The sequence below is a fragment of the Flavobacterium aerium genome (assembly GCF_030766725.1).
GTDB classification, from domain to species: domain Bacteria; phylum Bacteroidota; class Bacteroidia; order Flavobacteriales; family Flavobacteriaceae; genus Flavobacterium; species Flavobacterium aerium.
In genome coordinates, this window is the sequence record NZ_JARQWR010000004.1 from 289,268 (window position 1) to 301,812 (window position 12,545).

15 protein-coding genes and 1 tRNA gene are annotated in these 12,545 nt (G+C 33.4%); 11 read left to right on the forward strand and 5 right to left on the reverse strand.

The features are described 5' to 3' along the window. Window positions 1–98: 98 nt before the first annotated feature. Window positions 99–407: a hypothetical protein gene (locus tag P6733_RS07675; protein WP_306351978.1), complete on the forward strand. Its 309-nt coding sequence runs from the start codon at window positions 99–101 to the stop codon at window positions 405–407. A gap of 35 nt (window positions 408–442) precedes the next feature. Here P6733_RS07675 and P6733_RS07680 read toward each other — a convergent pair whose 3' ends face one another. The 3 genes from P6733_RS07680 to P6733_RS07690 form a co-directional block, all read right to left on the reverse strand. Further along, the gene (locus P6733_RS07680) at window positions 443–811 is read right to left on the reverse strand and encodes a helix-turn-helix domain-containing protein (RefSeq protein ID WP_306351980.1); all 369 of its coding nucleotides are present in this window, start codon (window positions 809–811) and stop codon (window positions 443–445) included. 295 nt (window positions 812–1,106) lie between these two features. Beyond that, window positions 1,107–1,571 (reverse strand): hypothetical protein, encoded by a 465-nt coding sequence (locus P6733_RS07685; RefSeq protein WP_306351983.1) that lies wholly within the window; start codon window positions 1,569–1,571, stop codon window positions 1,107–1,109. A gap of 297 nt (window positions 1,572–1,868) precedes the next feature. Further along, the gene (locus tag P6733_RS07690) at window positions 1,869–2,348 is read right to left on the reverse strand and encodes a hypothetical protein (protein WP_306351984.1); all 480 of its coding nucleotides are present in this window, start codon (window positions 2,346–2,348) and stop codon (window positions 1,869–1,871) included. Window positions 2,349–2,504: 156 nt separating this feature from the next. Here P6733_RS07690 and dusB point away from each other — a divergent pair, with 156 nt between their 5' ends. Then, window positions 2,505–3,500, forward strand: coding sequence for a tRNA dihydrouridine synthase DusB (gene dusB / locus P6733_RS07695; protein ID WP_306351986.1), 996 nt, complete (start codon window positions 2,505–2,507; stop codon window positions 3,498–3,500). 99 nt (window positions 3,501–3,599) lie between these two features. Here the strand turns inward: dusB and P6733_RS07700 are convergent, their stop codons facing one another. Beyond that, on the reverse strand, window positions 3,600–4,799 hold the full coding sequence (locus P6733_RS07700; RefSeq protein ID WP_306351988.1) for an ABC transporter permease: 1,200 nt from the start codon (window positions 4,797–4,799) through the stop codon (window positions 3,600–3,602). Window position 4,800: 1 nt separating this feature from the next. Continuing rightward, entirely contained in the window at window positions 4,801–5,193 is a 393-nt protein-coding gene (gene rbfA, locus P6733_RS07705; protein WP_306351990.1) for a 30S ribosome-binding factor RbfA, read from the reverse strand. 141 nt (window positions 5,194–5,334) lie between these two features. Between rbfA and mce the strand changes: the two genes are divergently transcribed. The 9 genes from mce to creD all read left to right on the forward strand — a co-directional run bounded on the left by mce (window position 5,335) and on the right by creD (window position 12,522). Continuing rightward, window positions 5,335–5,736: a methylmalonyl-CoA epimerase gene (gene mce / locus P6733_RS07710; RefSeq protein WP_306351991.1), complete on the forward strand. Its 402-nt coding sequence runs from the start codon at window positions 5,335–5,337 to the stop codon at window positions 5,734–5,736. A gap of 152 nt (window positions 5,737–5,888) precedes the next feature. Continuing rightward, window positions 5,889–5,962: transfer RNA gene (locus tag P6733_RS07715), tRNA-Ile, on the forward strand. A 609-nt stretch (window positions 5,963–6,571) separates the two neighbouring features. Next, complete coding sequence (locus P6733_RS07720) at window positions 6,572–8,404, forward strand: hypothetical protein (RefSeq protein WP_306351993.1); 1,833 nt, start codon at window positions 6,572–6,574, stop codon at window positions 8,402–8,404. A gap of 204 nt (window positions 8,405–8,608) precedes the next feature. Continuing rightward, entirely contained in the window at window positions 8,609–8,776 is a 168-nt protein-coding gene (locus P6733_RS07725; protein ID WP_306351995.1) for a hypothetical protein, read from the forward strand. 390 nt (window positions 8,777–9,166) lie between these two features. Then, entirely contained in the window at window positions 9,167–9,598 is a 432-nt protein-coding gene (locus P6733_RS07730) for a cytochrome c oxidase assembly factor Coa1 family protein (protein WP_306351997.1), read from the forward strand. Window positions 9,599–9,664: 66 nt separating this feature from the next. Next, window positions 9,665–10,273, forward strand: a complete 609-nt coding sequence (locus P6733_RS07735) for a hypothetical protein (protein WP_306351998.1) — start codon at window positions 9,665–9,667, stop codon at window positions 10,271–10,273. Then, window positions 10,236–10,571: a winged helix-turn-helix domain-containing protein gene (locus tag P6733_RS07740; RefSeq protein WP_372339295.1), complete on the forward strand. Its 336-nt coding sequence runs from the start codon at window positions 10,236–10,238 to the stop codon at window positions 10,569–10,571. Before P6733_RS07735 ends, P6733_RS07740 begins: the two co-directional genes overlap by 38 nt. A 77-nt stretch (window positions 10,572–10,648) precedes the next feature. After that, the gene (locus P6733_RS07745; RefSeq protein WP_306352001.1) at window positions 10,649–11,104 is read left to right on the forward strand and encodes a hypothetical protein; all 456 of its coding nucleotides are present in this window, start codon (window positions 10,649–10,651) and stop codon (window positions 11,102–11,104) included. A 50-nt stretch (window positions 11,105–11,154) separates the two neighbouring features. Continuing rightward, a complete protein-coding gene (gene creD, locus P6733_RS07750) occupies window positions 11,155–12,522 on the forward strand; it encodes a cell envelope integrity protein CreD (RefSeq protein WP_306352003.1) in 1,368 nt (455 codons plus the stop codon). Window positions 12,523–12,545: the final 23 nt, after the last annotated feature.

Below are 12,545 nucleotides of genomic sequence, written 5' to 3' on the forward strand. Positions count from 1 at the left end.
TGGTAAATACCAGATGAATAAATAGTGGGATTATAATTTATTCATGATGATTTTAGAAATAGTCAATAATCAATTTTAATTCAGTTAAATGTAAAGCTATGAAAAAAAATGATGATAAAAAAGAGGGAGGTCGTGCAATGGGTTATGAAGGTTTGATATTGAATCAAAAACCAGTTATTGAAAAAACCAAACTGGTACGATTAACAATGAGTCAAATCCATAATCTAAGCCTATTGGAAAAGATGAGAGAATTTGATCAAAATTTCAAAACCCATGCACAATCCATCAATACACTATTTTATAGTTACATTCAAGTAATGCAAAGCCATAAAGAAGAATTGGCTTTAACAGAAAACGAAATTTATAGTATTTCTGAAGTAGCCAATTTCTTTGGAAATATGGAGTGAATCAAGAGAATTACAATTACTGGGATAAGTCTCGGCTAGATTTCCATTCTCTTTTTGATGATGTATTTTTTCAGCGCAAAAATTTCTTGTTGAATCATATCCTTATTTTCAATTAAGGTTTCAATAACCGTTTTTAGGTATTGAATTTGTTCCATAGCATTTTTAAAGTTTCCACCACTGGTGACATTGCTTATTTTGGACACCCTACTAAGGTAGAGCAGTTCTGGAACATCAATCTTTAATATTTTTGCAATCTGACCAAGCCGTTCAATACTGATTTTGGTATAATTACTTTCTAATCTGGAATAAGAAGCTTGACTCATTCTGAGACGTTGGCTCATGTCTTTTTGAGTAAGATACTTTTGCTGTCTTAAGCGTTTAATAATGGTCCCTATTGTATTCATCGTAAACATAGATTTAGCGTAAGAGTCATTGTAGTCAATGCTCCTCATGGTTTCGTGTAAATTTGCTGACTAGGATACCTTGTAAAATACCGAGGTAGGGAGCTCGATAAACATTCATTTTACAAAAGGATAATTCCTATTATCTTTATAGCCTGCAATACTGAAAAGCAGGACTATTTGTATAAAAATAATAAATTAATTTATATTTTCAGAAATATTTACGCAACAACAAACCGATAAATCTAAATTTATTCTGTTTTACTGAATTTTTTACGGAATTTTTTACGGAATGAATTTACATAATTTTCATATCCTTAATGGATAGCGGAAAGGCAATGCCTATATTGAAGCGAAAGCCTTTGGTATTAGCGTGTTCTGTTTCGCCCATTTTTTGACCATAGCCTGCTGATAATTCAATTAATGTTAAGATACTGAGGTCAATCTCGGGTGTGAAGGTGCGAGGAGCAATCCCGATGCGAGCAAAAGGAGAAAGACCATGTTTAGATTTTTCCACATTTACAAGATAAGCTGTAGCGCTTAGTTCTGGAATCACAGTAAATGAATCATCCAGATACCCTAAATAAATAGAACCACCTACAGAAACTCTGCTTGGGACTATAAAATACTTAGATCCAACTTTAGCAAGATTACCATTGAAGTTCGTGTATCCGATTTCAAAATATAGCTTATCAGCAAACGTTTGTGCTGTAGCAGTATGTAGTACAAAAAATAGGCATACCGTAATAATAATCTTTTTCATAGAGATATAATTATACTAATAATTATAGGTGTAGAATTAGACAAATATACAATTATAATTGCGGTGTTGAAGAAGATACAGAAGTATTAAAGATTAAATCATATACAGCGATGACGTATTAATTTGAAATCCTAAGTAAGGATTTGTTCTACCAAATGTGGATTTCAAATTTAGAATACTATAAATAAAATAAGTGAGTATTTCAATGAATAAATTCTTGTTTTCAGAAATATGCATTCAAACATACATTGACAAAGCAAAATTTTTATGTTGCTATAGTATTTTAGTAAAAGTAGTTTAGAAATAGGTTAAGCGCATGTTTCGAGTAACAAGAGGAATTGAAATACCAATATTGACACGAAATCCTTCGGTATTAGGATGCTCCGTTCCACCCATTTTTATACCATAACCACCAGATAATTCTACAGCAGTTAAGAAACTAATGCCTACTTCGGGTGTGAAGGTACGAGGCATAAGTCCTGTTCGAACAAAAGGAATAAAATCAGATTTAGTATAATAGGCAGTGGCATTCAATTCTGGAATGGCGGTAAAAGAATCGTTTAAATAGCCTAAATAAACGTGAACACCAGTATTTACTAGGAAAGTTTTGTTTCCGGCAACAAAAAAGGAGGAACCTGCTTTTAAGAGATTTCCATTGAAGTTGGTGTATCCAAGATCTATCGTAAGTCGATCAAAAAAAGAGCTATCCGAAATGGATTGTGCTGTGGCGGTGTGTAATACAAAAAGTAAAAACACAGTTGTAATAGTAGTTTTCATAAAGAAATAATTATTTAATTTTTCTCAAATAATTATAATTGTAGGGATGACAAATATACAATTATATTTTGATGGTTAAATCATATGAAAAGAAGTACTGAAGGTCAAATTCTATGATGTCAATCTATTTTTGTAATTTTGCACAAATTTGGAATCATGATTAAGATTGGCAACATAGTATTAGAGGAATTTCCATTGTTATTAGCACCTATGGAGGATGTGAGTGATCCGCCTTTTCGTAGACTGTGCAAGCAGCACGGAGCCGATATGATGTATAGTGAATTTATCTCTTCAGAGGGATTGATTCGCGATGCTATGAAAAGCCGTCAGAAGCTGGATATTTTCGATTACGAACGTCCGGTAGGAATCCAAATTTTTGGAGGAGATGAAGAAGCGATGGCGCTTTCTGCAAAAATTGTAGAAACGGTAAATCCAGATTTAGTAGATATCAATTTTGGATGTCCCGTGAAAAAGGTGGTGTGTAAAGGAGCAGGAGCAGGCGTCTTGAAAGATGTCGATTTAATGGTGCGATTAACACAAGCGGTTATTCGCAGTACGCATTTGCCAGTAACGGTTAAAACGCGTTTAGGTTGGGATGATGATTCGATTAATATTGATGAAGTAGCCGAACGATTACAGGACATCGGTGTTCAGGCTTTAACAATCCATGCGCGTACGCGTGCACAGATGTACAAAGGAGAAGCTGACTGGACTCATATTGCGCGTGTAAAGAATAATCCACGCATTACGATGCCTATTTTTGGGAATGGAGATATCGATTCACCAGAAAAAGCCTTGAAATACAAAAACGAATATGGTATCGATGGTATCATGATTGGTAGAGCAGCCATTGGATATCCTTGGATTTTCGATGAAATCAAGCATTACTTCAAAACCGGTGAACGCTTACCAGAACCAACAGTAGAGAACCGAGTAGAGGCAGCACGTAACCACTTGTTATGGGCTATGGAATGGAAAGGGGAGAAGCTGGGTATTTTGGAAACGCGTAGACATTATACAAATTACTTCAAAGGATTACCAAACTTTAAGGAATACCGTCAGAAGATGGTTTCCAGTGATGATATTTCGGTAATTTTAGGTACAATGGATGCTGTATTAGAACAATACGGGAACCATAATCTAGTGCGTTAACACGATCGAAAAGCCTTGGGTTAGTGACAGAAGCAAAGTACCTTGTACTGCGGAAGGCACGACCTGACGGAGGAAGGTAACCCCAGAAAGAATAGATTATTATTCCATTAAACGTTTCGTCACTCGACTGGATGCGATTTTGGATGCAATATAGCCTAATGATATAATAGTTAGAGCTACAATAATGATGTTTTCTACGGTGAATACCACAGGATACGGCAAATTGTCGGTAACCATGACTAGTCCGAAGTTCTGCTGTAGCACTACAACAATAATCCCCAATATAATCCCTAGAATACAACCACCAATACTGAGTGATAATCCATGATAGAGGAATATTTTTCGGAGGTCTTTAATTTCTGTTCCTAAGTTAAACAGCGTAATCAGATTACTTTTTTTGTCCAGAATCATCATAATGATGGCTCCAGCCAAGTTGAATAACGTTAGAATCACGACTAGGGTAAAAATAAGATATACGGCAACATTCTCCGTATTCAGCATTTTGTGTAGTGAATCGTTTAGTTGTGCTCGGTTACGAACGAGTGCTTTGTCTTTGAAGATGTTGTTTAAGGCAGCGATTACTTTATCTTCCGAAGCATTAGGTTTTAATCTGATTTCAATGGCCGATACTTGGTCGGGATTGATTTCCAGTAAATGTTGAGCAAGCGGAATATCGGTAAACACGTATTTTGAATCCAGTTCTTCCCCAATAGCATAAATGCCGATGGGACGAAGTGGTGCTTTGTTAAAAGCATTTTCAGGATTATCAATGGCTCCTTTTCCAGGCTTTGGAACATATACTTCCAAGGAGTTGGTGAAGTCAAATAAAGCAATGCTTAGCTTCTTATGGGTTCCATACCCTAATACAACTTCGTTGGTTTTGGGTGAAAGCCATTGTCCGATGTATATTTTCTTGTCCATGTTGTTAACCTTGACGTAGTTGCTATCTACGCCCTTTAGGTAGGTAACCTGCTCTTTTTTGTTGAACATAAAAAGAACACGTTCCTCTACGGTTTTGCTATAGAAAGCAATCCCATCAATGGCTTTGATTTGTTGTTCCTGGTCAGGATTTACAGTCAGGAATTTACCTTTGCTTGTGAGCACTTTCACATCGGGATCAAGTGCATCGGCAAAGGAAAGACTGAAATCTTTAAGTCCGCTGAAAACTGATAGCACTACAAATAATGCCATGGCGCTCACCACAATAGCCGATGCTGCAATTCTAGTAATAATGTTGATTGCATTATTTTTACTGGAAGTGAATAAATATCGCTTGGCTATGTAGAAGGGGAAATTCAATTTAAAACTTCTTACGTTTGTCTAATAAATCTCTGTTTTCAATTGGATTTTCTTTTCCTGCAAGGGCATTGTCAATTTTCTCAATATAGTCCAATGAGTCATCGATGTAAAAGGTAAGATTTGGTACTTTACGCAATTGCATTTTTACTCTTTGTGCTAAATCATGCTTTATTAAAGGGCTGTTTGAACGTACAGCGGTCAAAATCTCTTCTGCTTTATCTTGTGGGAAAACACTAAGATAGACTTTTGCAATCGACAAATCGGTTGTTACACTAACCTTTGAAACTGAAATTACTAAGTTCGTAATTCCGTTTTTTCTCACTTCACCTTGAAGAATATCTACAAGATCTTTTTGTAGCACTCCTCCTATTTTTTTCTGTCTGTTTGTTTCCATCGTGCAAAAATACGATTTTTTAAAATACGATGGATGCCCGAATAGGAAGTGTCTGATGGAATTCGTCGTAAAGTATTCTCTTTTGGGAGTGTAATTAGAATTCAGTAGAATTTCTATCTTTGTTTTTTATATAAAAACACCATGAGAAAAATAGAACATATAGGGATTGCAGTGAAGGATTTGGAAGTTTCAAATGCCTTATTCGAAAAGCTGTTTGGGGCTCCAGCCTACAAAATGGAATCGGTAGAAAGTGAAGGAGTGAATACTTCTTTCTTTATGAATGGTCCTAATAAAATTGAATTACTTGAAGCGACTAATCCCGATAGCCCGATAGCTAAATTTCTAGAGAAAAAAGGAGAAGGGATTCACCATATTGCTTTTGATGTGGAGGATATTGTAGCGGAAATTGCCCGATTGAAAGATGAGGGTTTCACGGTGCTAAATGAAACGCCAAAAAGAGGAGCCGATAACAAATGGGTTGCTTTTCTACACCCAAAAGGAACGAATGGTGTATTGATTGAACTTTGTCAAGAAATTGTCTAACGATTGCGTTAAAGATTGATTTTCTGATTTTTAGGTTTTGGATTGATTAAAGGATAATTTAGCGCCCAATTAAAATTTGAAATTCATTCCATCTAATTCGAAAAATAGTTGCATGGTATTGAAAATAGTAGTAATATTGCAACCTCTAAACCGGTCCTATAGCTCAGCTGGTTAGAGCACCTGACTCATAATCAGGTGGTCCCTGGTTCGAGCCCAGGTGGGACCACATCGGTTTAATAAAAGCCCTTACAGCAATGTAAGGGCTTTTTTGTTTGGATTTATGTTAAGTTCTACGTTACTTTTAAGGAACAAATGAGGTCAAGTGCACCATTTTTTTTAGACTTAGTAATAATTTATAAAAATCAAATAACACAGAAATTAACTATATAACCCAATAAAAAAATATTAAGACAAATTTCTAGAAGAGGTGAGAAGATCATGTTAAAAGCGATGTTATTTAGATAAGTAAGACTAGTTATAATTAATGATAATGAATATTTGATTGTATTTTCCTTTTCGATATTAAAAATAGAAATTAATAAAAAGTAAGTAAATCTTAAAGTGAGGTTCTTAAATATTAGTGAAAATGGATAAATTGAAAGAACAGATTCATTTGAAAATCAGATTTCCCCAATAATATAGCTATAAATAACTATCATGTTACGAGCCGTAATCATATAAATTTTCAACCCAGTTGTCTAGGTGCTCAAAGTCAGCGATTAAAAGTGAGGTAATATATATTAACGACCACCCTAAATTAAGATCGGGTGGTTTTTCATTTTTCAGCAATAATTTGATTTCGTTTTTTTTTTTTTGTAGCTTTAATAAAAAAATTATGATTACAATTAATAATGTATTTGATCTAAAAAACGTAAGCATAACTGAAAATATTATTTACTTAACAGGTTATTATGGAATTAATGATGGAGGTGGAGGTGTTTTTATATGGGATCAAAGTAATAATGATTATGAAGATTTAGGAGTGACCATAATTAGTAACCTAAGCAGTTCGGGAAGATGGAAAAGATTAATTAATAGTTCCTTAGTTAATGTAAATTGGTTTGGGGCTATACCAAATTGTAGTAAGTACACACAATGGGACGATAATCTAGGCTTAAATGTTATAGATAGTACAATTCCTATACAAAATGCGATTAACTTTTGTGAAAATAGCGGATTTACATTATTGTTTCCAACAGGAAAGAATTTATCTGGAAATTATTATTACCAGTATTTTGTATCCGATACTCTGAAAATAAATAAAACTATTAATATTATTGGACAGACTGGAACTAGTATCTTAGGAGATATTAATAATAAACCAGTTTTTGAAATATCCAATTGTGTGAGAGGAAGAATAGAAAACCTAATAATTAGCGGATATAAATATAGACCAGTGTCAGGAATAAAATTTATTTCTCCTGATAATCAGGCATTAGAATTAATTAACATTACTATTTATGGTTGTAAATATGGGGTCTACTGTATAACGCCTGAGACCATTAATAGATTAGTAGTAAATAAATGTGATTTTAGTTCAAATATACGTGCAGGTTTTTATTTAAATTCATCATTTGATCAAGCAAATGTTGGTCATAATACTCCTATCACTTTTATTCATACTATAATGAATTCTAATGGATATAATAGTTGGATGACAGATTTTAATTTAGATGATCCTTCCGATGGAGAGTTTTATCAATTATATATAAATGGAGCTCATAATATTTCATATATAGCAGGCCAAATTTCGAATCATGGAAGTGATATGGGGTCTATAAATAAAAGTCTTATTTATATTTCCAATGGCGCAGGTGCAAATTTTAATGGAGTTGATATTGAAGATATTGGTAGTGGATCTGTAGCTGCTTTTTATGCTAATAATTTTATTGATGTTGTAGTTCAACAATCCCATATATGGAAGATAAACTGTCGTACTGTTTTTTATTTTGAAGGATATTGTGGATATGTTTCTGTAAATAACGTAAACTTAGATAATAATAAATTATCACAATTAGGTTCATTTGAATATGCTATTGATTTAGCAAACACCAATTTTTATAATAACCCTCCTATATCTATTCCAAATTATCTGAAACCTACTCATAATTATGTGACTACTTTTCTAGATTTTACAGGACCTGTTCATAAGTTGGCAGATAATGCATTAAAGGCATTAGATAAATCAAAAATGAAAACAATTACTAATGTTTTTGGGGGTATTTCTCCAAATAGTTTGCAAAATTCAATATGGAAAAATTATATAATAGATGGAGCAAGATATAAGCTTACAAATAATATTAATACATCTATGTATATAGAGAAAGAATTAATTAATAGTTCAATAGTTTTTTGTGTTTTAGAATGTACACAAGATTCTTTCGAAGGAGCTGGATTATTTTTTATTTTGGAATACCAAAATAATTCAGTAATTACAACAAAGACCTTTTCAACAAAAGGGACATTGAACTTAGGAGGTAAATTTTTCGCTTTTGCATCAATAAAAACAAGCATGAATACTGATAAAATAAGATTTGGATTTTATAACTCAAATAGTGCTATATCAAATGCTTATATACCTGACCATGCAACTGTAAAGGGATTAACCGTTTATACAGATTTTCATAATCCGATTTCTAAAAACTTTTTACAAGAAGTAATTTTTTAATAATTATATAGAAAGTAGATACTTGAGGTAAAGGCTTTCTCAGTCTTTTATATGTTTATTTAGAGAGTGAATCGCTATAAGTACATACCTCTCTTTCAAGTGAAAAATAATACAAATACCTGTAGCTTTGATTGATTGTGTTTACGCTTTAAAAGAAGAATAAAACATCCATCAAAACAATATTTATATAACGAATGAAAGAATGTGATATACCAGAATTTAAGAGTTCAAGCAGGATTATCGGGAAAATCTGATGAGGCAGCCAAAATAGGATTGAATAATACTGTACATTTTGTAGGGATTAAAGACGATGCAAATGAATATATCGGAATGGGGAAGTCATTGGAGAAGGAGGGAATTTTTGTCAAGTAGTCGATATCTGTGTAGTAACAGCAAACCAAGGCAAAGGAATAGGGAAAAATAATTATGCAGAACGTCATGGATTTTATTGTTGGAAATTTGCCAGAAAGCTGTTACATCAGTTTAATAGCCAAGCTTATAAAGCGATACAAACATTATGAGTTTAAAGAAACATTCCTTAGATCAAGAGGAATATATTTCGCTAAATAATAAAAAGGAAAACCAGTGATTCATAAAATTACTGGTTTTTTTATAACCAATAAACAGCAGAACGGTACTAAAAAAGAATCGGATTTTCAGAAATCTTGAATTTTAATAGTGGATGAATAAAAAGACTATATTTACGCTATAACATCAGGAAAGTAAGTGAATATAATATAAACCGTAAACTATTAGCATACAATGGATAATGAGTTGATTGTTCAAGGAAGTTGGTGGAAACGAAATAGAAAATGGTTCATACCATTAGCCCTATTTATTGTGATTGCAGCTGTAGCAACACTAGCGGTATTAGAATCCATTACCGATTTCTCAAAAGTCTACACTGATGCGCCATTGTATGAAAAAGCATTGGAACAAGCAGGCAAGAACGAACGAGTTCACGAATTATTAGGCGATTTGTATACTGCTAATGCGATGGATATTTTAGAAGGAAATACACTGTATTCTGATAGTAATAATGAAGTTGCCGTAACACTACGCATACGCGGCAAAAAAGGAAAGGGGCGAATGGATATCACCGCTGTTCGGAATGGAATCGAATGGGACTACAAAACGATTACTGTTCGCATTAAAGAACCCAAAGAAGAAATTAAAGTTGTAGAAGAAAAATAAATTGATTTTGCTATTGCAGGATTAAAATATATTAATTTACTTTGTAATTCAAAGTACTTTACATCTATGACAAAGAAAAATTACCTTCAAGATATTCATCACATTAAAGATATGATGAATAAATCCTCGCAGTTTTTGTCGCTTAGCGGGCTATCTGGTGTATTGGCAGGTTGCTATGCTCTACTTGGAGCAGCCTATGCAAAGTACTTGTCAGATCAGAACACGTACCAATATATTACGTTAGAAAGTGTAATTTTCAAAAAGATTTTGATTACAGCAGCGATAGTATTAGTCTTGTCTGTCTTTACAGGTTGGTTACTCAGTTCCAGAAAAGCAAAAAAAGCGGGAGAAGTACTTTGGAATTCAGCTTCACGACGATTGATGGTGAATTTCTTGATTCCTTTAGTAACCGGAGGATTATTAATTATGTTGATGCTTAAAAATGGTTCTTATGGATTAGTTGTCCCTATGGCACTTATATTTTATGGACTGGCTTGTGTAAACTCTAGTAAATTCACATTCAGGCAAGTACGTTATTTAGGGATTACCGAAATTATTTTAGGATTATTTGCAGTTGAATATTCAGGATATGGATTGTACTTTTGGGTGATGGGATTTGGAATTTGCAACATATTATATGGTGCAATCATGTATTTTAAATACGATAGAAAATAATTTGAAAGACATTTTAAAAAATATAAATAAGGTATTTGATCATCGCATCAGACTAGGCATTATGTCGGTACTGATGGTGAATGAGTATGCCGAATTTACAACTTTAAAAGAATTGTTGGGCGTGACCGATGGGAATCTTGCGAGCCATATAAAAGCACTGGAAACAGAAAAATATGTTGTGGTAGAAAAACAATTCATCGGGAAAAAGCCCAATACACGTTATGCGGCTACCCCTTTGGGTAAAAAAGCATTCCAGCAACATATTGAAGCCCTAGAAAAATTAATCCAAAAGAGCTAAGCGCTATTTTTTTATCTATAAACTTTGAAATACAAAGTACTTTTAATTAATAATAAAAAATAATTAAAATCATTATTATGAGAGCGTTAATCATCGAAAAGCTATATGATTGGAGCAAAATTCCCTATCAAAAATGGTTTAAAAATAATGTTCCTTGGCCTGTAAATGAGGAAAGCTTACTGGGCTATGCTACAGATAGTTTGGGATTTCATTTGGGATTATTTCTACAGCGAAATCATTTTGAGATTCAGGCAAAATTAGAAGATCATGATGTTTTTCATGTACTCACGCATACCGGCGTTACCGTACCTGAAGAAGTGGGAATGCAGTTTTATTTGTTGGGAAATGGAAAACGAAGCATATATCAATTTATGGTAATTCTCCTCGGAGGCATATTGTACCCTGATAAAGGCATCTATTTCCGAAAACAATATCGTCGTGGAAAAAGTGCCCATCCATTCCATCGATTGGACTTTTTGAAACTACTGGAACAACCTCTAGTTTCCTTACAACGAACATTTAATATCCAATAATAACATACAACGACAAGCAATCAATCATTAAAAACTTAATTTATTAGATCATGGAAAATCAAAATCAAAATCCGCAACCCTCTATCAGTAGTACCTTTTTTCAGAGCCATACTGCCCGTATGATTATGGTCGGTATACTGACTCTCTTTTTATTAATTCCATTAGAATTGGTCAATAATTTGATTCACGAACGAGAATTACGTCAATCGGATGTAATGCATGAGATTACAGACAAATGGGGGAAAGAAGTTTATTTTTATGGACCTATTTTGAAAGTGCCATACACTGTTTTTTTTGAAAGTGAAGTGGTGAATGAGATAACAAAACAAGTTTCGAAAACAAGAACTGCACAGACGCAATACGCCTATTTTTTTCCAGAAGAGTTGAAGAATAATGCTACGGTAGAAACTAAGCTATTAAAACGTAATAATTATGAAGCAGTTGTATTTACTACCAAGATGAATTTCAAAGGAAATTATATTCAACCTGACTTTAGTTTGAAGAATATTCCAACGGAAAATGTGCAGTGGGATAAGGCAACAATTCTAATTCAAACAGAAAATCTGAAGAGCATTAAAGAAGAGGTGAAAATTAAATTTGGGACAGAATCTCTTACTTTCGAACCCGTTTACAACTCTGAAGAAAATCCAAGAGCAGAGGCTTTGGAAACATCCTTTATGAATTTGACCAATTATAAAGGCGTAAAAAACATTGCATTTGATTTCACCATCCAATATGACGGTAGCAGTAGAATAAACATTGTACCGATTGGGAAAGTAACCGAAGCTAAAATGACATCGAATTGGGCTTCACCAAGCTTTAATGGGAATTTCCTACCGAGTGATAAAAACAAAACGATTTCTGCCAATGGTTTTGAAGCCAATTGGAAAATATTACACATTAATCGCCCTTTCTCTCAATCGTCTTTTGGAAGCCTTCCTAACTTACAGCAATATGCTTTTGGGGTTGATTTCGTTATCCCAATTGATGAATATCAAAAGAATGAAAGAGCATCTAAATATGGGTTTTTGGTAATTGGACTTACGTTCTTGGTTTTCTTCCTGATTCAATCGGTCAGTAAAATAAAAATCCACATTTTTCAATACACCATGATTGGACTAGCATTGATTATGTTTTATACACTTTTGATTTCAATTACAGAACACAGTAGTTTCCGTACGGCTTATATCGTTTCAGCACTTTCGGTAATTATTTTAATTAGTTTGTACTCACTATCGATTTTGAAAAATAGAAAATTCCCGACGTTAATTGGAATATCATTAACGGCCTTATATGGTTTTATCTATGTCATTATTCAGTTGGAAAACTATGCTTTATTAGTGGGAAGTATTGGTTTATTTGCCATCCTGGCCGCAGTAATGTTTATTTCTAGAAAAATTGATTGGAATAAAAACTAAAATAATTGGAATTCAATACTTAA

Excerpts from the sequence above, each read along its gene's own strand:
- mce (WP_306351991.1), top strand. The coding sequence starts at position 5,335 with ATGAGAAAAATAGAACATATAGGGATTGCAGTGAAGGATTTGGAAGTT.
- rbfA (WP_306351990.1), bottom strand. The coding sequence starts at position 5,193 with ATGGAAACAAACAGACAGAAAAAAATAGGAGGAGTGCTACAAAAAGAT.
- P6733_RS07740 (WP_372339295.1), top strand. The coding sequence starts at position 10,236 with ATGGTGCAATCATGTATTTTAAATACGATAGAAAATAATTTGAAAGAC.
- P6733_RS07720 (WP_306351993.1), top strand. The coding sequence starts at position 6,572 with ATGATTACAATTAATAATGTATTTGATCTAAAAAACGTAAGCATAACT.
- dusB (WP_306351986.1), top strand. The coding sequence starts at position 2,505 with ATGATTAAGATTGGCAACATAGTATTAGAGGAATTTCCATTGTTATTA.
- creD (WP_306352003.1), top strand. The coding sequence starts at position 11,155 with ATGGAAAATCAAAATCAAAATCCGCAACCCTCTATCAGTAGTACCTTT.
- P6733_RS07745 (WP_306352001.1), top strand. The coding sequence starts at position 10,649 with ATGAGAGCGTTAATCATCGAAAAGCTATATGATTGGAGCAAAATTCCC.
- P6733_RS07680 (WP_306351980.1), bottom strand. The coding sequence starts at position 811 with ATGAATACAATAGGGACCATTATTAAACGCTTAAGACAGCAAAAGTAT.
- P6733_RS07730 (WP_306351997.1), top strand. The coding sequence starts at position 9,167 with ATGGATAATGAGTTGATTGTTCAAGGAAGTTGGTGGAAACGAAATAGA.
- P6733_RS07675 (WP_306351978.1), top strand. The coding sequence starts at position 99 with ATGAAAAAAAATGATGATAAAAAAGAGGGAGGTCGTGCAATGGGTTAT.
- P6733_RS07685 (WP_306351983.1), bottom strand. The coding sequence starts at position 1,571 with ATGAAAAAGATTATTATTACGGTATGCCTATTTTTTGTACTACATACT.
- P6733_RS07690 (WP_306351984.1), bottom strand. The coding sequence starts at position 2,348 with ATGAAAACTACTATTACAACTGTGTTTTTACTTTTTGTATTACACACC.
- P6733_RS07735 (WP_306351998.1), top strand. The coding sequence starts at position 9,665 with ATGACAAAGAAAAATTACCTTCAAGATATTCATCACATTAAAGATATG.